This window comes from Arthrobacter sp. 05N429 (assembly GCF_056397045.1).
The window spans coordinates 21,198-44,396 of the sequence record NZ_JBFTMQ010000009.1 but is presented as its reverse complement, the minus strand read 5'-3'; the positions used below and the strand labels follow the sequence as shown (position 1 = coordinate 44,396).

Below are 23,199 nucleotides of genomic sequence, written 5' to 3'. Positions count from 1 at the left end.
ACCGTTTTTCGTGCCGCTGTACTTACCGGCTCCCCTGCCCGATCAGCGCCTCGATATCCGACGCCGGAACGGGACGGCCGAAATAGTAGCCCTGGCCGCTTGAGCAGCCCAGTCGGACCAGCTCGGCGGCTTGCTCCGCCGTCTCGATGCCCTCGGCCACAGCTTTGAGCCCGCAGGCGTGGATGAGGTGCAGCACCGCCTCCACGAATTTGCTCTCGTCCGCATCTGAGCCCAGCCCGTCGATCAGGCTCTTGTCGATCTTGACAACGTTGACCGGCAGCTTCCGCAGGTAGCTGATGGACGAATAGCCGGTGCCAAAGTCGTCGATTTCAAGCTGCACCCCCAGACGCCGCAGGCCGCTGAGGGAGTACTTGTCCACATCCCCGCCGTTGACGGCCATGGACTCCGTCAACTCCACGATGAGGTTGGCGGCGTCGACCCCTGTTTCGCGGAGGATGTCGCGGACGTGTTCTATCAGATCGAGGTTCTGCAGCTCGGTGGTTGAGATGTTGACCCGGACGTTGAAGTCGGCGTCCACGTTCAGGTCCTGCTGCCAGCGTCGCAGCTGGCGCACCGCGTTCCTCAACACCCAGTGGCCGAGGTCTACGATCATCCCCGTCTCTTCCGCCAGCGGGATGAAGGAATCGGGCATCAGGAGGCCGCGCTCCGGGTGGTTCCAGCGCACCAGCGCCTCAACGCCTTCGATCCTTCCGGTGGCCAGGTCCACCACCGGCTGGTAGTGCAGCGTGAGCTGGTCCTGGAGGATCGCCTCGCGCATTTCGGTGATCATGACGCTCTGCAGCCGGCGGGCGTAGAGCAAGGCCGGCTCGAACACCTTGATACTGCTGTGTGGCTGGGCCTTGGCCGCGTACATCGCCGTGTCTGCTTCCATGACCAGATCGTCGACGGACTGCCCGGGTTCCGCCACCCGCAGTCCGATGCTGGTACCGCACGTGATGCGCAGATCCCCGATTTCCAGGCTCTCGCCGAGCGCCTTGAGGATTCGGTTGGCGACCCGCCGGGCCCGGACCAGGTTGGACTTCGGCAGCATGACGGCGAATTCGTCGCCGCCGAGGCGTGCAACGGTGTCCGTCTCCCGGACTGCGTCCTGCAGGCGCTTCGAGATCACCCGGAGGACGTCGTCGCCGGCGCTGTGTCCCAGCGTGTCGTTGATGCCCTTGAAGGAATCCAAGTCCAGGACCAGCAGCGCAGGCGGCATTTCACCCCGGGACGTTTCGGCAAGGGCGTGGCTCAGGACCGAGTTGAGCGCCGTCCGGTTGGCCAGTTGGGTGAGCGGGTCAGTCAGAGCCATCCGCTCGAGCTCAACCTGGGCCTCGCGCAGCATGGCCGTTCGGCTTTCGACGCGTTCCTCAAGTTCCTGGTAGATGGTCTGCAGGTCGTCAGCCATCAGGTTGATCCCGGCAATGACCGCGGCGACGTCGTCCCTGGCACCGGAGTGGGGAATCCTGGTGGTCAGGTCGCCTCCTGCGATTCGGACGATGCCTTCGACGAGGGCGTGCAGCCTGGGGTCCGGCGGATCAGTCTTCACTCGTGTATTGCCCTAACCAGTCGATGGCCTCAGCCTCGGATGTGAAGAACTGCGCCGGGATCGTCTCGGTCTTTGACCGCAGCAGGTAGTGCGCAATCACGCGGTCGACTGGGCTCTCCCCCACCAGGGCAAAGGCCGACGCCGCGATCGAGGTGGCATAGACGTGCCGGGCCTCGACGCTGACGCCCACCACACCGGTGATGACCAGCAGCACCGGCAAGCGCCGGCCGTTGGCCATCGCGCGGACCGTGGCGCCGGCAACACGCGCCTCGGGCCCCTCGATTTCCTCGTTGGCCGGCAACGCGACCTCGATGATGCCGCCTTCCCGCATGCGGACACCGATTGGGACGCCCGCCGGAGTCGCCGTCACGCCCGACTCTTCGGGTATCCGCTCGTCGGGCTCGGCCAGCGCCTCGACGGTCATCGGGCTTCCGCCAGGCGGCAGGCCCGCACAGTCACTTCGGAGGACAGCCGGACCGGGCCGCGCTGGACAACTCCAGCCTTCAAGCCCCCGAGGGCTTTCGCTGCATCCAAGCGTCGCAAGACTAGCTGATCAGACATTCGTCCCCATTGGACTCCAAAGTCGGCCATTCGTCGTGCGCCGGAGTCACGTGCGCACGCTGCACCGGGATGTTCCGGCGAATGCCCTCATGATAATCGAAGGTCGGCCACGTATGAGACATAAGACACCGTCTCTTGGGTCATCCGATCAAGAACCTCCGTCATGCGCGGAGGGCACCGCGGGCCAGGGCTGCCTTCCGGAGCGAGCGGTCCCGGCCCACCCGCTGGGCGACCACCAGACCGACGGCGGCCGTGCCGATGGTGATGGGGTACCCCATGAGCCGCTCCAGGGTCCCGGGCTCCGGCACGTCCATCCCTGTCACGCCGGCGGTGACCAGGGCGCCGAGGGACACGAGGCCGCAGGCCAGGATGGGCCAGCTCAGGGGTGTCTGCCGAAGCCACAGCCGGCCCAGCAGCACCAGGGCCAGGCTCCCGGCACCGAAATACATGATGGCGCCCACCCCGTGCCACACGGACCCAGCGTCCTCAGGGACCAGCCCCACCAGGACGGTGCCGGCTCCGGCGACGGCGGTGAGCGCACGTGCGGAGACCGCGGCAACCCAGGTGAAGCGGCCACCCGGCACCAGTGTGAACTGTGCGCCGGGCCGCGCTGCCGTGCACAGCAGCGCCGAACTCAGCAGCAGGGCGCCGACCATCATCCCGATGCCCTGGACCACGAACGAGGCGTTCATGAGCACATGCGCCGGCGAGCAGACGTCGCGGCCGTCGAAAAGCCCGCAGCCCGCGGCGCCCAGGTCGCTGATGTAGCCGGTCCGGCGGCTGTACGGCTGCTGCCCCGCCCACGCGCCGATCACGGCTGCCTCGGCCACAAAATACTGCAGCACGCTGAGCAGCGCCAGTGCGCCCGCGTAAAACTGCGTGGACGGCAGATCAGGGATGTAGATGATGTCCTGGGACGGCGAGTCAGCGGGGGCGGCCATGCCAAGAGCGTAGTACGGCCCGTCACCTTGTATGCTTATATCCGTGTCCGAACGGGCCGGCCCGCGGCCGTCCAGCACGGATACCCGCCCTCGTAGCTCAGTGGATAGAGCACGGCTCTCCTAAAGCCGGTGTCGTTGGTTCGATTCCAATCGAGGGCACTTGAACCCCCAGCCGCCGGCCGCCGCTCCGGACTTCGATCTCCGCGCCTACCTGCTGGGCTCCTGGAGAGTGGAACGCACCCTCCTCGACAGGTCCACCGGCACCCGCGGGTCCTTCACCGGCGTCGTCCGCTTTACCAAAACGCCCGACGGCGGCCTCCGCTTCCGCGAAGAGGGCACCGTTGCCTGGGCATCCGTCCCCGGCGGACCGGCGGGCACACCGTTTGCCGGACCGGCCAGCCGGGAATACCTGCTGCGGCCCGCCGTCGCACCGGACACGATGGACATGTTCTTCCCCGACGGCAGGCCGTTCCACCGCATGGGCTTCGGCCCGCAGAGCGGCCGGGACCGGCACTGGTGCGACCCTGACAGCTACCGCGTGCAGTACACGTGGACCGCTCCGGATGAGTTCCGCTATGAGTGGGATGTCACCGGCCCGGCCAAGGACCAGCTGCTCACGTCCGTGCTCCGCCGGACCACGGACGCCGCATGAACACGCCCGCCATGAACCCGCTCATCGTGGTCTCCGCCGTCTGTGTCTTCGACGAGGCCGGGCGCCTCCTCACCGTCCGCAAACGCGGCACGGACAAGTTCATGCACCCCGGCGGCAAGCCCGAGGCGGGCGAGACGGCCGCCCAGACGGCCGCCCGGGAGCTGGCGGAAGAAGTCGGAATCGTCCTCGCGGCGGACGAGCTGGTGCTCCTGGGCATCTGGTTCGCGGACGCCGCCAACGAGGCTGCGACGCAGATCCAGGCCACGGTCTTCACCGCCCCCGGGGCATGGCATGCCCGGCCCTCCGCCGAGATCGCCGAGATCCGCTGGCTGGACCTGGCCGCGGAGCTGCCGGACGACCTCGCCCCGCTGCTGACCGACCACGTCCTGCCAGCCCTCTCGGGGCAGCAAGGCTAGAGCCCGGGAACGGACTCCTCGGCCACGGCACTGGCCTCGGCGAACTGGGTTCGATACAGCTCCGCATAGCGGCCCTCGGCGGCCAGCAGTTCGCTGTGCGTTCCGCGCTCCACAATCCGGCCATCCTCCACCACCAGGATGGCGTCGGCGGCCCGGATGGTCGACAGCCGGTGGGCAATCACGACGGCGGTGCGGCCCTCGAGCGCAGCGCCGAGCGCCTCCTGGACAGCGGCCTCGTTGGTGGAGTCCAGGGCCGCGGTGGCCTCGTCCAGGATGACGACGCGCGGCTGCGCAATGAGCAGGCGGGCGATGGTGAGCCGCTGGCGTTCGCCGCCAGAGAGCCGGTACCCGCGCTCCCCCACCACCGTGTCCAGGCCGTCCGGGAGCGAGCGGATCATGTCTTCCAGCCGCGCCTGCCGCAGCACGTCCCACATAAGCTCGTCGCTGGCCTCCGGCCGGGCGAGGCGCAGGTTGGAGGCGATGCTCTCGTGGAAAAGGTGCCCGTCCTGGGTGACCATGCCGAGCGTGTGCCGCATGGAGTCGAAGGTCAGGTCCCGGACGTCCACGCCGGTGCCGGGGACGCTTCCGCCAAAGCGCACGGCACCTGAATCGACGTCGTACAGGCGCGACAGCAGCTGCGCGATCGTGGACTTGCCGGCGCCCGAGGAGCCCACGAGGGCGACCGTCTGACCGGGCTCCACCCGGAAGCTGATGCCGTGCAGCACCTCTTCACCGCCGCGGGTGTCCAGCGTGGACACGTCTTCCAGCGAAGCGAGCGAAACCTTGTCCGCCGACGGGTACGAGAAGCGGACGTCGTCGAACTCCACGGACAGCGGCCCGGGCGGCGACTGCACCGCATCAGGCTTCTGCTCGATGAGCGGCTTGAGGTCCAGGATCTCGAAGACCCGCTCAAAGCTGACCAAGGCACTCATGATCTCCACCCGGGCGTTGGAAAGCGCTGTGAGCGGCGCGTAAAGGCGGGTCAGCAGCAGGGCCAGCACCACGACGTCGCCCGCGGCCAACTGCCCCTGCAGCGCGAGGAAACCGCCCAGGCCGTAGACCAGGGCGAGGGCCAGCGCCGAGACCAGCGTCAGGGCGGTCACGAAGGTGAACTGCAGCATCGCTGTGCGGACGCCGATGTCCCGCACCCGGCCCGCGCGGGCCGCGAACTCCCGGGATTCCTCGTCGGGGCGGCCGAAGAGCTTCACCAGGGTGGCGCCCGGGGCGGAGAAGCGCTCCGTCATCTGCGTGCCCATGGAGGCGTTGTGTTCCGCGGCCTCGCGGCGCAGGTCGGCCAGTTTGGAACCCATCCGGCGGGCCGGAATCAGGAAGATGGGCAGCAGGATCATGGCCAGCACGGTCACCAGCCAGGACTTGCCCAGCATGACCACCAGCGTCAGGGCGAGGGCCACGACGTTGCTGACGACGCCGGACAGGGTCCCGGCGAACGCCGACTGCGCGCCGATCACGTCATTGTTCAGCCTGCTGACAAGCGCCCCGGTGCGGGTACGGGTGAAGAAGGCGATCGGCATTTTCTGCACGTGGTCGAAGACCTTGGTGCGCAGGTCCACGATCACGCCTTCGCCGATCGTGGAGGACAGCCAGCGGGTGACGAGTCCCAGCCCGGCCTCGGCAACCGCCACGATGGCGATCAGCACGGCGAGCCAGACCACGACGTCGGTGCCCGCGCCGGCGATGATCGCGTCCACCACCTGCCCGGCCAGGACCGGGGTGGCGACGGCCAGCACGGCCATCACGATCGACAGCAGGACGAAGGCGATCAGCCGGCCCTTGTGCGGACGGGCGAAGCTGAACACACGTTTGAGCGTCTCCTTCGAGAACGGCTTCGAGCCGCTGGAGGCGCGCGTGATGTTGTACAAGGAGCTCCAGGCAACCCGGTCCATGCTCATGAGTTCTTGCCTTTCGGGGCGGTGGCGCCCAACAGCTCGGTGACGACGCCGTCGTCCACATTCCAGCGCGCGTCGAGGCGCACGTTTTCCAGCAGCCTGCGGTCGTGGGTGACCAGCAGCAGGGCGCCGTCGTAGCCTTCGAGGGCCTCTTCGAGCTGTTCGATCGCCGGGAGGTCCAGGTGGTTGGTGGGTTCGTCGAGCACCAGCAGGTTCACGCCGCGCGCCTGCAGCAGCGCCAGTGCCGCGCGGGTCCGCTCCCCCGGCGACAGGGAGTCGACCGGCCGGGAGGTGTGGTCGGCTTTGAGGCCGAACTTGGCCAGCAGGGTCCGCACTTCCGCCGGGGACTGGTCCGTCAGGACGGCTTCGACGGCGTCTGCCAGTTTCAGCCCGCCGGCCAGCAGCCCGCGGGCCTGGTCAATCTCGCCGACCGCCACGGAGGCGCCCATCGAGGCGTCGCCGGAATCGGGCCGCTGGACGCCCAGCAGGAGCCGGAGCAGGGTGGATTTGCCGGCGCCGTTGGGCCCGGTGATACCGATCCGTTCCCCGGCGTTGAGCTGGAGGTTCACGGGTCCGAGGGTGAAATCGCCTTGGTGGACGACGGCGTCGCGGAGCGTCGCCACAACAGCGCTGGACCGTGGCGCCGCCCCGATGCTGAACTGTAGTTGCCATTCCTTGCGGGGTTCTTCGACTTCTTCGAGCCGGGCGATGCGGGATTCCATCTGGCGGACCTTCTGGCCCTGCTTTTCGGAAGACTCGGTGCTGGCCGCGCGGCGGATCTTGTCATTGTCCGGGTTCTTCTTCATCGCGTTCCGGACGCCCTGGGAGCTCCACTCGCGCTGGGTGCGGGCCCGGGAGACCAGGTCGGCCTTGGTGTTGGCGAACTCCTCGTACCGTTCACGGGCGTGCCGGCGCGCGACGGCGCGTTCCTCGAGGTAGGCCTCGTACCCGCCGTCGTAGACCGCCACGGAGTTCTGTGCGAGGTCGAGTTCCACGACGGTGGTGACGCAGCGGGCGAGGAACTCGCGGTCATGGGAGACCAGCACGACGCCGCCCCGGAGCCCCTGCACGAAAGCCTCGAGCTTGGCCAGCCCGTTGAGGTCCAGGTCGTTGGTGGGTTCGTCCAGGAGCACGACGTCGAAGCGGCTGAGCAGCAGTGCCGCGAGCGCCACGCGTGCGGCCTGGCCGCCGGAAAGCCCCGTCATGTCGGCGTCCTGGCCTACCTCCAGGCCGAGGTCCGCCAGCACAGCCGGCACGCGTTCTTCCAGGTCAGCGGCGCCGGAGGCCATCCAGCGGTCGAACGCATGGGAGTAGTCGTCGTCGGCGCCGGGGGCGCCSACGCCAAGGGCCTCCGCCGCGGACTCCATCTCGACGGTGGCCTGGGCGCAGCCGGTACGCCGGGCTATGTAGCCGCCCACCGTTTCGCCAGCGATCCGTTCGTGCTCCTGGGGCAGCCAGCCCACGAACGCGTCGGCCGGGGCAAGAATGACCGTGCCTTCCTGCGGCTCGTCCACTCCGGCAAGGAGCCGGAGCAGGGTGGATTTGCCCGCACCATTGGCTCCCACGACGCCGACGACGTCGCCCGGTGCGACGGTCAGGGAGAGTTTGGAGAAGAGTGTGCGGTGGTCGTGACCACCGGCGAGGTCCTTGGCAACAAGGGTTGCAGTCATTAGTCCATCCTCTCACCGCGGCCCAAAACAGAGGGCCGGGGGGCGCTCCGGGCGGCCAATCGCCGCCGGGCATGAAAGAACCCGCTGGTCCGGACTTGGGGGGTGTACGGACCAGCGGGTTCGAGCATCTAGCATAGTTGAATCAGCACCTCCCGTAAAATCAATGCAGTTCTTGCTCCACCGATCTTCAGAAGCGCCCCTTCCATTCGACTCCGCAGGAAGCCATAGATGCCATTACCCGCCAAGGCGTTTCAACACTGGCTCCATGGCGTTGCTCCCACCGCGAGCACGGCCGATATCTGCAGGATCTCCGGGATCAAACGCACCACCCTGGCCCAGCAGCTGGTTCGGGGAAAGGTCGCGGAAACCACCCTGGTAAGCATCAGCCGCGCCCTGAAACGCAGCCCCCTGGCCGACCTCGGCTCGTTTGACAGCTATGCGGAGCTTGCGAAGCAGCCGCAGCCGCCCACCGCTGCCGAACTCGTGAGCCAGATTGCGACGATGGACCTGCTCCGCGCGGTTATTTCCCGCTCGTCCCCGGCGTATGGCGGCTTCGGCGACAACGGCAGCTCGTTGACCCCGGCGCTCAGCGCGGCCCCGCACGCCACCTCCGTCCGGAACTGGGTGGACGCGATCGACGACGGCGAACTGCGGCACCGGGTTTCGGCGGCAACGGGAGTCGCGCCCCAGAACTATTCGGCGCAGTTGACCGCGAACCGGCTGTCTCCGGAACTGGCGGTCGCTACCGCCCGCGCGGCTGGCGTAGGATTCACGGGCGGACTTGTCGCCACCGGACTGTTGACGGAGCGTGAAGCCGGTTGGGCACCGGAGGCAAGGCAGGCGGCCCTGGACGCACTCTCGAACGGCGAACTCACGGCATTGGCCGGTGAGCGCCTGCAGTCCCTTGGCCGGACTTTGCGCCGCCAGGAGCAGGAACACGAACAGACAAAAAAGATATGGGAGAACCTCGGATGATCGCGACCCTGCAGTGGACCACGTTGGCGGTCTGCGCCATCGTGGCGATCGCGCGGGTCCCCAGTGCGCTCCGGGGCGAGAACCGGTCAATTTTCGGTATTTTCGCGATGTCGACCGTGGCTATCCTGCTCAGCATCGACGTGAGCTACCGGTCCGTCGATGCGTGGCTCGGGTCCGAAAACTATACGAACCTGATCCTTCGCTTTGTCGTCTACGGGACGGTGCTGCTGGCCGGCTACCGGATCGCCAAGGCTTTCGATGCACCAAAGAGCATCCGCCTCATCGTCGGGCCCCTGGGCAAGACGGTTCTCGCTGTGGTTGGCATCGCCACCGTGATTCTGTTCCTGTGGGCCGACACCGCGGGAACCGCCACTGGGTTGAGCGGTTTGCCGGCTAGAAGCCCCCAGAATGCGGCATTCATCGAATCCTACGCCGCGGCGGGGCGCTTGTACCCGTCCTACGTGGCCGCATGCATCCTGCCCGCCACCTTCGTGGCCATCGGTCAGCAACTGCCCAGAACCATCCGCATCGGCGCATTATTGCTGACCATCGCTTTCACCGCCATGGCCTTCGGCACGTTCTTCCCCCTCATCCCTGCGGATGTTGCATACCTTCAAGCCATCATCAATTACACCGCGGTACTGTGCCTTGCGCTTGGTCTCGCCCTTATCTGGATCTCCAGCCTGGTGGCAAGACGCGCATTACGGATGAACGTCGGATGATCGCGATCCTGCAGTGGACCACGTTGGCGGCCTGCGCCATCCTGGCGATCGCGCGGGTGCCCAGTGCGCTTCGCGGGGTGAACCGGTCGCTCTTTTTCATTTATGCGTTCCTGACAGCGGGCCTCTTGCTAAGCATCGAGGCACCCTACGTGGCAGTTGACCAGGTCTTGGGCGGCATGAACCTGGCCAATCTGCTTCTGCGCTTCATCATCTTCGGCGCTATCTTCGCCCTTGGGCTCAGAATTGCGCGGGGCTTCGGCGCAGACGACGGGCTCCGCCTCCTCACGGGCCCTGTCGGGATCGCCGTCGCGGCAGCCGCGTCAGCGGCCGTGGTGGTGGTCTTCCTGATGATGGATACTGCGGGTTCGTCCGCAGGACTGATCGGGGTCTATGACAAGGACGCGCGCAATGCGGCGCTCGTGGAATACTACGGAGCCGCCGGTCGCCTGTATCCGGCGTACATCACGCTTGCCCTCCTTCCGGCCATGGTGAGGACGGTCCGCAGCAGGCTGCCGGGCCTCGTGCGGCTCGGCGCCGCACTGCTGGCCGTTGGGTCCGTTGCCATTACCCTGAGCCTCCTGTCCCCGGTAATCCCCCCGTCACTGGCCTACCTGCGCTTCGTCTTCAACTACACCGCCGTCCTTTGCCTCCTGCTCGGGCTGGCAGTGATCTGGCTGTCAAAGGCAGTGGCTAAGCGGACACCGAAGATGCAAACTGACTTCACTGGATAGTCATTGGGGGCTGAGCCGCCAAGCGATTTGAGAGATCCTGATGATGGCAACGCTGGAGTGGGCGACACTGACGGTGTGCTGCGTGGCGCTCCTCCTGCGGGTCCCGGACGCTGTGAAGGGCCGGAACAGAACCGTCTTCGGCATCCTCCTGCTGGCCACCCTCTGCAGCCTGCTCGCCGTCTCCGAGCTCTACGTGGCGATTGACGGCGCCTTGGGTGGACGGCATGTGACGAGCCTGATCCTGCGCTGTCTTGTCTTCGCGACAGTTTTGCTGGTGGGCCTCCGCATCACCAGGGGCCTCGCGGCCACCAGAGGCTACGGCCTCATCGGGGGCACTGCCGGCCGCTGGGCGCTGGCGCTCTGCTGCCTGGCGGTGCTGGCGACGTTTCTCCTGCTGGACACGACCGGGGCGTCGGCGGGACTGCGGGTCCCCTCCGACGTCGGCGGCAGGAACGCCTCCCTGGCCGCCTATTACACCGCTGCCGGCCGCACCTACCCTGCGTTCGTGTCGCTCATTCTGGTGCCCCCGTTGCTGGCCACGGTCAGGAGCCGACAGCCCCGCCTGGTCAGGGCCGGAGCCCTGCTGGTCCTCCTGGGCGCCCTGTTCGCGATCCTTAGCCTTCCGGTCTCCCTGGCCCCAGCTGCCTGGGCCGAGGGGTTGCGCTTCGTCAACTACACGGCGGTTCTGGGCTACGTTGCGGGCCTTGCCGTCCTATGGTTCTCCGGGCTGATCAGCAACCCATCAGGTAACGCTAAGGCAACATTACGCCGGAACCCCGACTAAGCATTCACAAAATCATTAGACCGTGAGAGAATCATGAATGTGTGAAAGCGGCATTCGCTTCGTGGACGGGAACAATCCGTGCGGAGCCGAGGCAGCCGCCCAAGCGCCATTGGGGGGATGAGTGGTAGCGGTCCGGCTGGACCGCTCCCACTCAGCCTGTTTAACGGCACATTCGGGCGCGCGGGCCTGCCCCACGGTTCCGGTCATCAGCGTGCAAACCTCAGGGTCACCAGCTGGAAGGGCCGGAGCGCCAGTTCAGCCGAGTTCCCAGCCGGGGTCACGCCCGGCGCAGCGGCCGGGCGCTCCAGCAGATCCACGGTGTGGACGCCGTTGACGTCGAAACGCGCCGTCACGAGCCCCGCGGACCGCTCCCCCAGCGATTCGTAGACCCGCACGATCACGTCACCGGAGCCGTCCTCGGCCAGTTTCACGGCTTCAACGACCAGGGCCGGGTTCGAGACGTCTACGAGCGGCTCTGCGCCGTGGGCGCCCTTGTGAACCCGCGGTGAAAGGTTCGTCCGGTAGCCCTCCTGGACGGCGTCGGCGATGCTGGCACCGGGCCGGATCGTGACGTTCAATTCGTGCCGGCCGCGGTCCGCACCGGGGTCGGGGAACTTGGGTGCGCGCAGCAGCGAGAGGCGCACGGTGGTGTTGGTCCCGCCGTCGTCCTCCCGGATGTTCCGGGTGACGTCATGGCCGTAGGTCGACGAGTTGGAAATGGCCACCCCGTAGCCGGGCTCGGCGACGTGGATCCACCGGTGGGCGCAAATCTCGAACTTCGCGGCCTCCCACGAGGTGTTCAGGTGAGTCGGGCGGAACACATGGCCGAACTGGGTCTCCGCGGCCGAGCGGTCCGCCCGGACGTCGAGCGCGAACCCGAGCTTGAGCAGCTTTTCGCTTTCCTTCCAGTCCACGGCCGTGGAAATCGCCAAAGATTCCGCGCCCGGCCCCAGCGAGATCCGCTGCGTCACCGCAGACGTTCCCGCCAGCCGTTCCACCACGACGACGGCGTCCGGGCCGATGTGTTCCACGGCCATCGAGCGGGCGTCGGTGAGCTGGACGACGTTGCGGCGGTAGAAGGCGTCGATGTCCCAGGCATCCCATTCGTTGGGGGTGTCCCGGTGCAGCTCCAGCAGGTTCCCGTACTGCCCGGGGGCGATCGCGTCGCGCCCGCTCGCATGGTCGACCAGGGATTCGAGGAGGCCGCCCGCGTTGATGACGGCCCGGATGACCCCGTTGTCCAGGATGTAGCCGCCGGCAGCCTCGGTGACCAGCACCGGCTGCCCGTCGAGGACCGGCTCGGCCGCGGCCAGCGCGGCGACACCGCTGCGCCCGTGCGGGGCGGCGTTGAGCAGGAAGTCTGTGTCCCCTGCCCCCAGCAAGGCCCCGGCGGCGGCGTCGATGATCGCTTCAAGGCGCTTGCCGACGGCCGTGTAGTTCCGTTCCGCGTCCTGGTGCACCCAGGCGATGGAGCTGCCCGGGAGGATGTCATGGAACTGCTGCAGCAGGACCAACCGCCAGAGTCGCTTGAGCTCCGCCGCCGGGTAGCTATACCCGGTGCGGACCGCGGCCGTGGCGCACCAGAGCTCGGCTTCGCGCAGCATGTGCTCGCTGCGACGGTTGCCCAGTTTTGTCTTAGCCTGGCTCGTGTAGGTGCCACGGTGCAGCTCGAGGTACAACTCACCAACCCAGACGGGGAGTGCCTCGTATTCGGCCTCGGCCCGGGCGAAGAAGCTGGCCGCCGGGCCGAGCTCAACCTTCGGCGATCCCTCCAGGTCCGCGGTGCGGCGCGCCGCTGCCAGCATTTCGCGGGTGGGGCCGCCGCCGCCGTCGCCATAGCCGAACGGGACCAGCGAGATGGTGCCCCGGCCGTGGTCCCGGTAGTTCCGCTCGGCGTGGGCGAGCTCCCGTCCGCTGAGTTCCGAGTTGTAGCTGTCCACCGGCGGGAAGTGCGTGAAGAGCCGGGTGCCGTCGATTCCTTCCCAATTGAAGGTGTGGTGCGGCATCCGGTTGACCTGGTTCCAGGAGATCTTCTGGGTAAGGAACCACTTGCTGCCGGCGGCCTTGACGATCTGCGGCATGGCCGCCGAATAGCCGAACGTGTCCGGAAGCCAGGCTTCCTCGCATTCGACGCCGAACTCGGCGAGGAAGAAGCTTTTCCCCTCCAGGAACTGGCGGGCCATGGCCTCGCCGCCGGGCATGTTGGTGTCCGATTCGACCCACATGCCGCCTACCGGGACGAACTGGCCGGTCTTGACCTTCTCCCGGATCCGCCCGAAGAGCTCCGGGTACAACTCCTTGATCCAGGCCAACTGCTGGGCAGAGGAGCAGGAAAACACGAAGCCGGGATCCTCGTCCATCAGGGCCACCACGTTGGAGAACGTGCGGGCGCATTTGCGGATGGTTTCGCGGACGGGCCAGAGCCACGCGGAGTCGATATGCGCATGCCCGGTGGCGAGCAGGTGGTGTGCCGAGGCGTAGGCCGGCCGGGCCAGGACACCGGCAAGGGCATCCCGCCCCGCCGCTGCTGTGCCCGGGACGTCCTCCGGGTCCATGATGTCCAGCATCCGTTCCAGCGCACGAAGGATCTCGTGGCGGCGGGGCAGTTCCATCGGCAGTTCGTGCATAAGCCCGTTGAGGGTCCAAATGTCCTGCTGCAGTTCCCAGACGGTCTGGTTGAGTTCGGCGATGACGATCCTGCCGAGCCGGTACTTTGGCTCGTTGCCCGAGGTCGCCTTGTCCCCGTACGGGGTGGCCGCGAAGGTCCACCCCTGCGACAGGTCGGGGTTGGCGGCCGCCTCCACATAAAAATCCACGGACATTCCGCTGCCCAGGAGCTTCAGCGGGATGTACTGGTTGCGCGGCGAGATGGCCTTGACGATCGTTCCGTCCGGCCGCCAGGCGATGCCTTCGCACTGGAAGCCGGGAAGGTCGCTGCTGAAGCCAAGGTCCACGATGACTTCCACCGAAGTGTCCGCCGCCGTGCCCCAGGCGTCCGGCACCTGCCCCTGCAGGCGCAACCATTTAGTACTCCACGGCCGCCCCCACGCCGCTCCATGTTCCTGCGGCCCGAATTGTTGCCGCAGCGCCTCCAGGACCGGGACGGGTTCATCCGGGACATCCCAGCTGCTCAGCGTGAGCGGAACGCTGCGCGGGTAGACCGCGGGGGCGATGCGTTCGCGAACAAAGCGGTCGAGCCGGACTTCCGTGAGACGGCGGTCGTCGTGCAATGTGTTCCTCTTAGCGCTGGCGTGGATGACGCTGAAATGCATCCAATCGATGGATATAACTTACTTCGCCGCCGGCCCTCAAGCCAGAACAGGGAACAGGCCTCACCCGCCGACGACTGCGGGCAGGCCCACCCGGTGGGCGCCTGCATAAACATTCAGCGATGTGCCGCGGCTGAATCCGGCCAGCGTCATGCCGCTGGCCTCGGCCAGCTCGACGGCCAGGCTCGACGGCGCACTGACCGCGGCCAGGACGGGAATGCCGGCCAGGGCGGCCTTCTGCACCAGTTCGAACGACGCGCGCCCGGAGACCTGAAGCACGGTTCCGCGCAGCGGCAGCAGACCTTCGCGGAGGGCCCAGCCCACCACCTTGTCCACGGCATTGTGACGTCCCACGTCCTCGCGCAGGCACAGGAGTTCGGCGGAACCGTCGTCGGCGATCCGGAACAGGCCGGCGGCGTGCACGCCGCCGGTGACGTCAAACACGGCCTGGGCTTCCCTCAGCTGGTCCGGAAGCGACGCGAGCGTGGCCACCGGAACCATTAGAGGGTCGGCCGAGGGACTGAAATGTGAGGACTTGCGCACGGCCTCAATGGAGTCCGTGCCGCAGATGCCGCATGAACTGGACGTGTAGATGTTCCGCCCGGTGTCGGGGCGGACGACGTCGGGCCTGAGCTGGGCTTCCACGACGTTGAACGTCTGGACCCCGTCCTCGTCTTCCCCGGCGCAGAACCGCAGCGAGACGAGCTGGTCCGGAGTCCAGATGACGCCCTCGGAAACGAGGAAGCCCGCCACAAGGTCAAAGTCGTTGCCGGGGGTCCGCATGGTCACAGAGAAGGACAGGCTCCCGATCCGGATTTCCAGCGGCTCCTCGACGGCCAGCACGTCCTCCCGGTGGCGGACCGGGAACTCGAGGGCTTGTGGCGAACCGTCCAGTACATACTTGTGCACCTTGCGGCGCTGCGTGACGCGGCCCATCAGGTACTCCTAACCAACATAACTCCATCATGGCAAGCACCGGGCCGGGTGGCCAGCGCGTGTTAGGGCCGGGCACTACCCCAGCAGTTCACTCCAGTCCACGGGGCCGCCGGTACCCGTTGGCTTCCGGGCGGCCCGCTTGGGGGCAGGTTTGTCCTGGGCCGGCATCAGGTCGGGGAGGGCCGCACCCCAGGGAAGGGCGAAGGCCGGGACCGGTTCCCCCAGCTGCACGCCGTGCGGCGGGACCACCAGCACACCGTCGGCGGCGGCCAGTCCGCGCATCATTCCCGGGCCGGTGTGCTGCGCCGGGGATGCCATGCCGTAGACCAGCCGGAAGGGCATCAGCCGGGTCCTGCCGGGGTCCGGCTCGATCATGGAGCCGCAGGGCACGTCGGTGACCGGCGGCAGAGTCCGGTGACCCAGCGCGGCCAGGAGCGGGGCCCCGATGGTCGAGAGTGCCATCATGGCCGCGAGCGGGTTGCCAGGCAGCCCGACAATGAACCTGCCGTCGGGCAGTTCTGCCAGGACGGCGGGGTGGCCGGGCCGCATGGCGATGCCGTCGATGAGAAGTCGTCCGCCCAGCTCGGCAACCGAACGGCGCAGGTGGTCCGTGCCGGACCGGCCGGTGCCGCCGGTGGTGATGACGACGTCGGCGGGCAGCAGTTCAGCGGCGGGGCGCCCGGAAGGCTGGGCCGCAGCACTCTCGCCGGCGCCGTCGGCGGGTTCGGTGTCCTCGAGCGCTGCGAGCCACTCGGCGTAGCTGTCGCCAATTTTCGTTTCGCCGGCAAAGATCCCGCCGAGCATTTCCACAACGGCCGCGAGCTGGGGACCGAACGTGTCGCGCACCTCCCCCGGCTGGGGAATTCCTGCCGTGACCACCTCGGAACCGGTGAACACGAGCCGGACCAGCGCCTTGCCCTGGACCGGGAGCGCATCGTGGCCGGCGAGGGCTGCGAGGGCCAGGTGGGCGGGATTGAGCAGGGTGCCGCGCTTGATCAGGACTTCGCCGGCGGCGGCTTCCTCCGCCGCCTTCCGGATGTGCTCTCCGTTCCGTGGCTCACCGGGTTTGGCGGCGCCGGCGAGCTGCAGGACCGGGAGCCCGTCCTCATCGGCGGCTATCTTGCCGCTTTCACTCCGCAGCACGGCCTTCGCGCCGGGCGGGATCAGCCCGCCCGTGGCAATCGGGCTCGCCTGGTGGGGGGCCAGCCGCTGGCCGGCTTCCGCCAGGATCCAGGGCCCGCTGCCGTTGACGGCCCAGCCGTCCATGGCGGACGAGGCGTAGTGCGGCATGTCTACGAGCGCTTCCACGTCGGCGGCGAGTTTCCTCCCCAAGGCGTCACGAAGGGCAGCGGGCGACGCGGGGATGGGCGCCGCGCAGTCGAAGGCGAGCTGCCAGGCTTCCTGCCAGGTGTGCGCGAGGTGCCGGTGCGGCGCCTCGGGTTCCTCGACCGGGGCGGCGCCGCTGGCTCCGCCCCCCGGAGGCGCGCCGGCGGGGCTTCCAGCGGGCATGCCGGCATGCTCATCCCCGGCGGCAGCAGCGCTGCCGGAAGGGGGTGCAGGTGTCATGCTCCGGAGGCTTCGTTGGCTGCGTAGTCCTTGGCGAGTTTGCTGGCCACGACCATTGCTGCCTGCATCGAGACCGCATCGGTGGCCTGGCCGGAGCCTGAGGCCAGGCCTGCCGCGAAGCCGGCGATGAATGTCGTCAGGGGGGCGGCCGGGCGGACCACGGAGTGCGCCGCCACCCCGGCCAAAGCCAGAACCGCGTTCACATCTACCTCGACGTCTTCCAGTTCCAGGGCCTGAAGCAGGGCACGGCACCAGTCTTCCAGTGTTTCATCCTGGCTCTTCACCGCTTGCCTCCAAGGTCGAATTCTGCTGGGGAGCCCCGGGCCGGGTGGCCGGCTCATGGCTGTCGCGGCCATGGCTGTCGGGCGGAACGGTTACCCCTAATGCGGACGCATCGTCCCAGGTATCCACATCATCCGTAGACCCCCCGGGGACGCTGACTTCCCGCACCTCCAGACTAGCAAGAAGGGCGAACACCGAGGCGTTTTCGAGTGTGCCGAGCTGCCCGGCTTCACGGGCACACCGTTGTAGCGCAGCCGTGCCATATAAACCCACCAGCGGTTGGCGACGCCCGTCGGCGGCCACTGCCATCAGCCCGCCAGCCGGAGGAGCTTCCTCTGCCGCTTCCAGCAGGGCCCGGACAGCGGCGCCCGCCCGGGGCATGTCACAGGCCAGGACAAGGGTGAACGGCACTGTTGGCCGGGGGCGGCCGGCCACATCGCGGTGCCTTTCCAGTGCGGAGAGGCCTGCAGCGATGGCTGCGGCCGGTCCGGCAAAGGGCGGGTCCTCCCGGCAACTCAGCACGCCTTCCGGCAACGTTCCCGGGTCCGGCCCGACGACGGCGACTGCCGCCGCGCCCCGCGCGGCCTGCAGGGCGCGATCAAGGAGGGTGGCGCCGTCGTGCATCAGCCCCGACTTGGGCACGCCTCCCAGCCGGGAGGACCGGCCCCCGGAAAGGATGACTGCATCGAATTCCACCGGCCCAGCCTAGCGCGCTCCGGCGCGGACGCCGCGTCGCAAACATCAGGCACCGGCCGGCAGGCGGTGAGGTCGGTCCCGAAGGTCAGCCGCCGGCGCCGTTTCAGGCGGCAGATTCCGGCAGCAGGAACGGGTCCCAGGCCGGGGTGGGCTTCTCCAGTTCCTTGATCTGCCAGGTTGTGCCCTTGGGGGGCGCGGGGCTGAAGCTGAGCTTCCATCCCATTTCGCCCGGCGTGTGGTCGCCTTTGGCGTTGTTACAGCGCAGGCAAGCAGCAACGAGGTTTTCCCAGGAATCCGCACCACCCCTGGATTTGGGCTGGACATGATCGATGGTGTGGGCAGCCTTGCCGCAATAGGCGCAACGGTGCCCGTCCCGGCGGAGCACGCCGCGGCGGCTGACGGTCGTCAGGGTGTTGTACCGGGGCCTGATATAGCGATTCAGCAGAATCACCGAGGGCCGGCCCAGGACGTCCTGCGGTCCAACGACGGGATCGTCGCCTTCCGCCACGACACTGGCCTTTCCAGTCAGCACAAGGACGAGCGCCCGGCGGAAGGTCACAACCGCCAGCGGTTCATATCCAGCATTCAGAACGAGAGTGCGCATCCGCATACCTCTTCACGGCCGCACCCGCCAGGGGCACGAGGGCCGGCTGCCCTCTGCATGGTCGGGCTATGGATCGACAAAACAAGAGTAAACACCGAGGTGCCGTTTCACCGAATCTTTTTTTGCCGGCCGCGGCCCGTGTCGGCTGAAGTTCACGTTGCGGCAACGCAAAGGACCCCTGCCGAATGGCAGGGGTCCTTTGCGTAAAAAGCTGTTGTCCTTAGCCGCCGACGCGGATGAAGACCGGGCCGGAGCCGACGTTCACGGTCTGGAGGGAAGTGGTCCCACCGTTCCAGCCGCCGTGAACTGCCATGCCGTTGCCGACGTAAACAGCGATGTGGGCCATGCCCGCGCCACCGTTCTGGTAGTACGCGAGGTCGCCCGGCTGTGCCTCGGCGGCGCTCACGGTGCGGCCGAGGGACAGGTAACCTGCCGGCCAGCCGTGGTAGTTGATGCCCGCAGCAGCCAGCGCGTTCGTGGCGAGTGCGGTGCAGTCCTGGCCAACGCCGATCTGGGCGTAGGCGGCAGCGGCGATCGTGGCGCCCATGCCGCTGGCGACGCCGGCCGGAGCCTTGGTGCCGGCCACGGAAGCGGTGGCCGCGGCGCCGACCTTGGTGCCTGCGGTCTTGGCAGTGGGCGTTTCCTGGACCTTCACGACGGGCTTCGCCTTGACGGGGGCCGCAATGGTGGCGACTTCGGTCTTGTCGTAAGCGATCGAGATGCTGGAAGCAGCCGAGATCGTCGCGGGGGCGGCGGACTGGACTTCGAGCGTCGAAGCGGAGGTGGACTCGCGCTGGACGTTGGCCTCAGCAGCGTTGGCTGCGATACCGCTGGTCAGGACGAGGCCGGAAGCAGCAGCGATGACTGCGGCCTGGCGGCCCATGCCACCGGCGTTGTCTCCGACAGCCTTGGCAATAACAGCCAGCGAGTTGGTCTTGGTGACCTCGGCGCGGTGCCGTGCGATTGCACGAGTAGTCATTAAGTTCTCTCTTTCGTGATCCTGTGGCCGCGCTTTTCAGGCGCGTGCTGAGGACGCTCCGGCATCTTGGGGGTACGCCGGATCGCCCCGAAATGGGTTACTTAGCGAAGGGTGTACTGCGAAGACGCGCCAAAAGCGGGAACTGCATGCAGGTGCATGGCCTGCGGGCCGGACTCAGCAGAGATTGAGGCGGCGGTGTGAGATCCGTTCCGGGCGCCGGCAAGGGCAACCGAGGAGTCGGATTTCAGCGGGCTCGTAAGAGCCGCGCAAGCGCGGTGACGCGCAGCATTGTGGCGTGAAGACACGAAAGTAGCCTCTCCCAATGCCTGCGAGGTGAGCTGTCGGATTCGGATGGGAGTCACCCGGCCGCGCTGCTTCCTGGGAAGCTTTGCGACTTAACCCCAAGGCCTTCTTTCGAAGGCCAAAATTGGTTCCCCCGCCCCTGCCAGACGATGTAATGCGAACGGACCTTGAGCGGTGGCAGAGCTAGGCAATCCACTCAAGAGCGCCAACTTCGGAAAAGTTGGCGTAGGTCAAACTTACAACAGTTGGGACTCAATGTCACATTCGGATCACGGCGTGTCACAAGAATGCGAGAGCGTCCGATCAGCTTTGTTACAGCCAGCCGGTCGGGTCGACAACTTCGCCGTTGACCATGACCTCGAAGTGAAGGTGGCAGCCCGTGGAGGCGCCGGTGGTGCCGCTCATGGCCACGACTTCGCCGCGGGAGACCTGCTGGCCAACCTTGACGGTGTCTGAGGACAAGTGGTTGTAGGTGGTCTCCAGGCCGTTGCCATGGTCGATCACCACGCGGTTGCCGCCGCCGTAAGGGTGCCAGCCGGTGAACGTCACGGTGCCACTGGCAGCAGCCAGGACCGCCGTGCCGCACTGTGCCGAATAGTCCTGGCCACGGTGGAACTCGCCGGAGCCGCCAGTAATGGGGCTGACGCGATATCCAAAGGGCGACGCTGTTTTCAACTGGGCCAGCGGCGCCCCTAGGCTCCCGGCGGAGGCCGCGCGGGTAATCGAACCGACCGACTGGGCGCTCAGCAACTGCTTGAGCTTTCCGTCCGGGTCACCCTGGGTGGTGACGGCGGTCCGGTTGAAGTCGATTTTGGCCTCGTCAGCCGTCACATCAGGCTGGACTGCGGCCGAGATGGATCCCGTGGCCCCCGTGTTGGTGGCCATAACGGGGCCCGTGGCGGGGACGGTAACAGTGAGGACCAGGCCCGTAGCGGCGAGTGCAATGCCGGCCTTTTGCCCCACGCCGCTGGCGGCGGCAAAGTCTGTTACCTGGCGGAACGGGCTGCGGCGGCCCCTGCGTTCGTCACGGTGCGCGTCACGTGGGCGGTCTGCCAGGACGGCGACGGCCGGACGCGGCTCCGGAGCGGGACCGGTCGCACGACGGCGGCCCCTGGCGGTCTGGGTGGTCAAGAACGGTTCCTCTCTGGAGAGCCTGCGAAGTTAGCTGTCGGATTCGGGTCAGAGAGATCAAAGACCCGGTCCGCCGTGGCAGGCGTCCAGACACAGAGGCATCCAAAGAGTCCCTCGGTGGTGTGTGCTTGCCGCTGACGGACTTCACCCCAAGGCTGATTAACAGCCGGAAGTGGTTCCCCCGCCCCTGCCAGAAGGTGACTCTGCTACTGATCCGCTGGCAGAGCTCGGCTTCGGATCAGGTAACGCTTTGGTATCGGTACTAGTGATCAACTATAGGCGATTAAGCCTTGCAGAGATAAATCCGTTATCGAACCTGTGCACAACTCATGGGTCGTCCGATGAGCAGTCGGTTAGGTCCTGTTAACCGACGGTAACAAAGACGTGGGCCGCAACCTCGGGCGGGAGTTCCAGGGCGCCTTCGATATCCGGTACCCGGACGGAGATGTACTCCCCCACCCGTTCCAGCGCCACCAGGGCGCCGGGCCGGATGCCGCCTTCGTCGAGCTGGACGAGCAGTTCCGGTTCGACCTGGATGGGCTCGGCCAGCCGGTTGACCCGGACCCGGGAAGCCGGACCGTAGCCGGCCATGGCTTCGAGCAGGTTCACCACGCCATCCCCGTAGGGCTGGGATGGCGGGCCGCCGAGTTCCGCAAGGCCCGGAATCGGGTTGCCGTAGGGAGACACGGTGGGGTGGTCCAGCAGTTCGAATATGCGCCGCTCCACCCGCTCGCTCATGACGTGTTCCCAGCGGCAGGCTTCCTCATGGACATAGGCCCAGTCGAGCCCGATGACGTCCGCCAGCAGGCGCTCGGCAAGACGGTGCTTGCGCATGACCCCGATGGCACGTTTCCGGCCGGTTTCCGTCAGTTCAAGGTGCCGGTCACCGGAAACAACCACCAGCCCGTCGCGCTCCATGCGGCCGACGGTCTGGGAAACAGTGGGACCCGAGTGACGCAGCCGTTCGGCGATGCGGGCGCGGAGGGCAACGATGTTTTCTTCTTCAAGTTCCAGAATGGTCCGCAGATACATCTCGGTGGTATCGATCAGATCCGTCATTCAGCTCAGCTCCTCGAGCGCCGTCCTTGCGTGTTCCCACCGTACCGCGAGCTGCTTGCGCCCTGGCGGGGTCCGCCGTACGTTCGCAGGTCAGCTTAGCCTATTTTGAATTACTCCGGATAATCTCAGTGACCGGACTATGACGGGCTCTTTTGCCACCCCCACCGGGCAGTCAGGCAGAATGAAACGCAAGGCTTCGTTGCAGCCACCCTGCCGGGCCGCCTCCCAAGCCACGCTTTGTACCAGCCGAAAATTGGAGCCACTGTGAGCGACACCAGCATCACGATTCCCGCCAACCTCCTTCCCAAGGACGGCCGGTTCGGCGCCGGACCGTCCAAGGTCCGCCCGGAACAGATGGAAGCCCTCGCTGCGGCTTCCGGGCTGCTGGGAACCTCCCACCGCCAGGCACCGGTCAAGAACCTCGTAGGATCGGTCCGGAGCGGGCTCAGCCAGTTCTTCCGCGCCCCCGAGGGCTACGAGGTCATCCTGGGCGTCGGCGGGTCGACCGCGTTCTGGGACATCGCCAGCTTCGGACTCGTGGAAAACAAGGCCCAGCACCTGTCCTTCGGCGAGTTCGGCTCGAAGTTCGCTTCCGCCACCAACAAGGCGCCCTTCCTCGCGGATTCCTCCATCATCAAGTCCGAGCCGGGGACCCGCCCGGCGGCCCAGGCTGAGACCGGCGTCGATGTTTACGCCTGGCCGCAGAACGAGACGTCCACCGGCGTGGCCGCTCCGGTCCGGCGTGTTGCGGGCGCCGATGCCGGCTCCCTCGTGCTGGTCGACGCCACTTCGGCGGCCGGCGGGCTGGACGTCGACGTCGCTGAAGCGGACGTCTACTACTTCGCCCCGCAGAAGAACTTCGCCTCCGACGGCGGCCTGTGGCTTGGCCTGTTCTCCCCGGCAGCGCTGGAGCGCGCGGCGCGGATCAAGGCCGGCGGCCGCTGGATCCCGGACTTCCTGGACCTCCAGACGGCCATCGACAACTCACGGCTGAACCAGACCTACAACACCCCTGCGCTGGCCACGCTCGTCACCCTCGACGCCCAGGTGCAGTGGCTCAACGCGAACGGCGGTCTGGACTTCGCCTCCGCCCGCACCGCGGATTCCGCCGGCCGCATTTACCGTTGGGCCGAGGCCTCGGAGTACGCCACCCCGTTCGTGGCGCAGGCCGAGGACCGCTCAAACGTCATTGCGACCATCGACTTCGACGACTCCATCGACGCCGCCGCAATCGCCAAGCTGCTCCGCGCCAACGGCATCGTGGACACCGAGCCCTACCGCAAGCTGGGCCGCAACCAGCTCCGCATCGCAACGTTCGTGGCGATCGAGCCGGACGATGTATCGGCGCTGCTGGAATGCATCGACTTCGTCGTGGGCGAACTGAAGAAGTAGCCCTCCCGAATCAGGCGGGGCTGGCAGCGCCAGCTTCCATCGCCGTCGGCGGCGTCGTCCGGGTTTCTATCCCC

21 protein-coding genes, 1 tRNA gene and 2 riboswitches are annotated in these 23,199 nt (G+C 67.2%); of the genes, 8 read left to right on the top strand and 14 right to left on the bottom strand.

Annotated elements, in window-relative coordinates; translation table 11 throughout:
• Window positions 1–22: 22 nt before the first annotated feature.
• The 3 genes from AC1DF4_RS14765 to AC1DF4_RS14755 all read right to left on the bottom strand — a co-directional run bounded on the left by AC1DF4_RS14765 (window position 23) and on the right by AC1DF4_RS14755 (window position 3,051).
• Window positions 23–1,549 carry a putative bifunctional diguanylate cyclase/phosphodiesterase gene (locus AC1DF4_RS14765; protein WP_476913575.1) on the bottom strand — a complete coding sequence of 509 codons (1,527 nt, stop codon included), beginning with the start codon at window positions 1,547–1,549 and terminating at the stop codon, window positions 23–25.
• Window positions 1,539–1,973 (bottom strand): DUF7793 family protein, encoded by a 435-nt coding sequence (locus AC1DF4_RS14760; RefSeq protein WP_476913574.1) that lies wholly within the window; start codon window positions 1,971–1,973, stop codon window positions 1,539–1,541. Before AC1DF4_RS14760 ends, AC1DF4_RS14765 begins: the two co-directional genes overlap by 11 nt.
• A gap of 298 nt (window positions 1,974–2,271) precedes the next feature.
• The gene (locus AC1DF4_RS14755; protein WP_476913573.1) at window positions 2,272–3,051 is read right to left on the bottom strand and encodes a DUF998 domain-containing protein; all 780 of its coding nucleotides are present in this window, start codon (window positions 3,049–3,051) and stop codon (window positions 2,272–2,274) included.
• A gap of 86 nt (window positions 3,052–3,137) precedes the next feature.
• On the opposite strand from AC1DF4_RS14755, the gene AC1DF4_RS14750 reads away from it, so the two are divergent.
• The 3 genes from AC1DF4_RS14750 to AC1DF4_RS14740 all read left to right on the top strand — a co-directional run bounded on the left by AC1DF4_RS14750 (window position 3,138) and on the right by AC1DF4_RS14740 (window position 4,119).
• A tRNA-Arg gene (locus AC1DF4_RS14750) sits at window positions 3,138–3,210 on the top strand.
• A 1-nt stretch (window position 3,211) separates the two neighbouring features.
• On the top strand, window positions 3,212–3,703 hold the full coding sequence (locus AC1DF4_RS14745) for a DUF6314 family protein (protein ID WP_476913572.1): 492 nt from the start codon (window positions 3,212–3,214) through the stop codon (window positions 3,701–3,703).
• An 11-nt stretch (window positions 3,704–3,714) separates the two neighbouring features.
• Window positions 3,715–4,119 (top strand): NUDIX hydrolase, encoded by a 405-nt coding sequence (locus tag AC1DF4_RS14740; protein WP_476913637.1) that lies wholly within the window; start codon window positions 3,715–3,717, stop codon window positions 4,117–4,119.
• Here AC1DF4_RS14740 and AC1DF4_RS14735 read toward each other — a convergent pair.
• Together AC1DF4_RS14735 and AC1DF4_RS14730 are read right to left on the bottom strand one after the other, a co-directional pair.
• The gene (locus AC1DF4_RS14735; RefSeq protein ID WP_476913571.1) at window positions 4,116–6,029 is read right to left on the bottom strand and encodes an ABC transporter ATP-binding protein; all 1,914 of its coding nucleotides are present in this window, start codon (window positions 6,027–6,029) and stop codon (window positions 4,116–4,118) included. The two genes, AC1DF4_RS14740 and AC1DF4_RS14735, sit on opposite strands and share 4 nt — an antisense overlap.
• Complete coding sequence (locus tag AC1DF4_RS14730; RefSeq protein WP_476913570.1) at window positions 6,026–7,696, bottom strand: ABC-F family ATP-binding cassette domain-containing protein; 1,671 nt, start codon at window positions 7,694–7,696, stop codon at window positions 6,026–6,028. Before AC1DF4_RS14730 ends, AC1DF4_RS14735 begins: the two co-directional genes overlap by 4 nt.
• Before the next feature lie 228 nt (window positions 7,697–7,924).
• Here AC1DF4_RS14730 and AC1DF4_RS14725 point away from each other — a divergent pair, with 228 nt between their 5' ends.
• The 4 genes from AC1DF4_RS14725 to AC1DF4_RS14710 are packed head-to-tail and all read left to right on the top strand — an operon-like array spanning window position 7,925 to window position 10,908.
• A complete protein-coding gene (locus tag AC1DF4_RS14725; protein ID WP_476913569.1) occupies window positions 7,925–8,671 on the top strand; it encodes a hypothetical protein in 747 nt (248 codons plus the stop codon).
• Window positions 8,668–9,393, top strand: a complete 726-nt coding sequence (locus AC1DF4_RS14720; protein ID WP_476913568.1) for a hypothetical protein — start codon at window positions 8,668–8,670, stop codon at window positions 9,391–9,393. The genes AC1DF4_RS14725 and AC1DF4_RS14720 overlap by 4 nt, the downstream gene beginning before the upstream one ends.
• Window positions 9,390–10,124, top strand: a complete 735-nt coding sequence (locus AC1DF4_RS14715; RefSeq protein WP_476913567.1) for a hypothetical protein — start codon at window positions 9,390–9,392, stop codon at window positions 10,122–10,124. Before AC1DF4_RS14720 ends, AC1DF4_RS14715 begins: the two co-directional genes overlap by 4 nt.
• 40 nt (window positions 10,125–10,164) lie before the next feature.
• Window positions 10,165–10,908 carry a hypothetical protein gene (locus AC1DF4_RS14710; RefSeq protein WP_476913566.1) on the top strand — a complete coding sequence of 248 codons (744 nt, stop codon included), beginning with the start codon at window positions 10,165–10,167 and terminating at the stop codon, window positions 10,906–10,908.
• A gap of 206 nt (window positions 10,909–11,114) precedes the next feature.
• Here AC1DF4_RS14710 and AC1DF4_RS14705 read toward each other — a convergent pair whose 3' ends face one another.
• The 9 genes from AC1DF4_RS14705 to AC1DF4_RS14665 all read right to left on the bottom strand — a co-directional run bounded on the left by AC1DF4_RS14705 (window position 11,115) and on the right by AC1DF4_RS14665 (window position 21,733).
• Entirely contained in the window at window positions 11,115–14,138 is a 3,024-nt protein-coding gene (locus AC1DF4_RS14705; protein WP_476913636.1) for an alpha-mannosidase, read from the bottom strand.
• A gap of 102 nt (window positions 14,139–14,240) precedes the next feature.
• Window positions 14,241–15,113: a formate dehydrogenase accessory sulfurtransferase FdhD gene (gene fdhD / locus AC1DF4_RS14700; RefSeq protein WP_476913565.1), complete on the bottom strand. Its 873-nt coding sequence runs from the start codon at window positions 15,111–15,113 to the stop codon at window positions 14,241–14,243.
• A 75-nt stretch (window positions 15,114–15,188) separates the two neighbouring features.
• Complete coding sequence (locus tag AC1DF4_RS14695; RefSeq protein WP_476913564.1) at window positions 15,189–16,679, bottom strand: molybdopterin-binding protein; 1,491 nt, start codon at window positions 16,677–16,679, stop codon at window positions 15,189–15,191.
• The gene (locus AC1DF4_RS14690) at window positions 16,676–16,963 is read right to left on the bottom strand and encodes a DUF6457 domain-containing protein (RefSeq protein WP_476913563.1); all 288 of its coding nucleotides are present in this window, start codon (window positions 16,961–16,963) and stop codon (window positions 16,676–16,678) included. The genes AC1DF4_RS14695 and AC1DF4_RS14690 overlap by 4 nt, the downstream gene beginning before the upstream one ends.
• Window positions 16,947–17,657, bottom strand: coding sequence for a molybdenum cofactor guanylyltransferase (mobA, locus tag AC1DF4_RS14685; RefSeq protein ID WP_476913562.1), 711 nt, complete (start codon window positions 17,655–17,657; stop codon window positions 16,947–16,949). The genes AC1DF4_RS14690 and mobA overlap by 17 nt, the downstream gene beginning before the upstream one ends.
• Window positions 17,658–17,760: 103 nt before the next feature.
• The gene (locus AC1DF4_RS14680) at window positions 17,761–18,261 is read right to left on the bottom strand and encodes an HNH endonuclease (RefSeq protein ID WP_224048651.1); all 501 of its coding nucleotides are present in this window, start codon (window positions 18,259–18,261) and stop codon (window positions 17,761–17,763) included.
• A gap of 220 nt (window positions 18,262–18,481) precedes the next feature.
• Window positions 18,482–19,240 (bottom strand): NlpC/P60 family protein, encoded by a 759-nt coding sequence (locus AC1DF4_RS14675; RefSeq protein ID WP_476913561.1) that lies wholly within the window; start codon window positions 19,238–19,240, stop codon window positions 18,482–18,484.
• A gap of 309 nt (window positions 19,241–19,549) precedes the next feature.
• Window positions 19,550–19,719, bottom strand: a riboswitch (cyclic di-AMP (ydaO/yuaA leader).
• 136 nt (window positions 19,720–19,855) lie between these two features.
• Window positions 19,856–20,674 carry a M23 family metallopeptidase gene (locus tag AC1DF4_RS14670; protein WP_476913560.1) on the bottom strand — a complete coding sequence of 273 codons (819 nt, stop codon included), beginning with the start codon at window positions 20,672–20,674 and terminating at the stop codon, window positions 19,856–19,858.
• A gap of 4 nt (window positions 20,675–20,678) precedes the next feature.
• A riboswitch (cyclic di-AMP (ydaO/yuaA leader) is annotated at window positions 20,679–20,892 on the bottom strand.
• Between the two features lie 145 nt (window positions 20,893–21,037).
• Window positions 21,038–21,733: an iron-dependent transcriptional repressor DtxR gene (locus AC1DF4_RS14665; RefSeq protein WP_476913559.1), complete on the bottom strand. Its 696-nt coding sequence runs from the start codon at window positions 21,731–21,733 to the stop codon at window positions 21,038–21,040.
• 264 nt (window positions 21,734–21,997) lie between these two features.
• Between AC1DF4_RS14665 and serC the strand changes: the two genes are divergently transcribed.
• Entirely contained in the window at window positions 21,998–23,125 is a 1,128-nt protein-coding gene (gene serC, locus AC1DF4_RS14660; protein ID WP_476913558.1) for a phosphoserine transaminase, read from the top strand.
• Window positions 23,126–23,199: the final 74 nt, after the last annotated feature.

Coding starts and splice junctions, on each gene's coding strand:
- AC1DF4_RS14695 (WP_476913564.1), bottom strand. CDS start 16,679: ATGACACCTGCACCCCCTTCCGGCAGCGCTGCTGCCGCCGGGGATGAG.
- AC1DF4_RS14755 (WP_476913573.1), bottom strand. CDS start 3,051: ATGGCCGCCCCCGCTGACTCGCCGTCCCAGGACATCATCTACATCCCT.
- AC1DF4_RS14740 (WP_476913637.1), top strand. CDS start 3,715: ATGAACCCGCTCATCGTGGTCTCCGCCGTCTGTGTCTTCGACGAGGCC.
- AC1DF4_RS14680 (WP_224048651.1), bottom strand. CDS start 18,261: ATGCGCACTCTCGTTCTGAATGCTGGATATGAACCGCTGGCGGTTGTG.
- AC1DF4_RS14665 (WP_476913559.1), bottom strand. CDS start 21,733: ATGACGGATCTGATCGATACCACCGAGATGTATCTGCGGACCATTCTG.
- AC1DF4_RS14720 (WP_476913568.1), top strand. CDS start 8,668: ATGATCGCGACCCTGCAGTGGACCACGTTGGCGGTCTGCGCCATCGTG.
- AC1DF4_RS14725 (WP_476913569.1), top strand. CDS start 7,925: ATGCCATTACCCGCCAAGGCGTTTCAACACTGGCTCCATGGCGTTGCT.
- AC1DF4_RS14675 (WP_476913561.1), bottom strand. CDS start 19,240: ATGACTACTCGTGCAATCGCACGGCACCGCGCCGAGGTCACCAAGACC.
- AC1DF4_RS14760 (WP_476913574.1), bottom strand. CDS start 1,973: ATGACCGTCGAGGCGCTGGCCGAGCCCGACGAGCGGATACCCGAAGAG.
- AC1DF4_RS14735 (WP_476913571.1), bottom strand. CDS start 6,029: ATGAGCATGGACCGGGTTGCCTGGAGCTCCTTGTACAACATCACGCGC.
- fdhD (WP_476913565.1), bottom strand. CDS start 15,113: ATGGGCCGCGTCACGCAGCGCCGCAAGGTGCACAAGTATGTACTGGAC.
- AC1DF4_RS14715 (WP_476913567.1), top strand. CDS start 9,390: ATGATCGCGATCCTGCAGTGGACCACGTTGGCGGCCTGCGCCATCCTG.
- AC1DF4_RS14710 (WP_476913566.1), top strand. CDS start 10,165: ATGATGGCAACGCTGGAGTGGGCGACACTGACGGTGTGCTGCGTGGCG.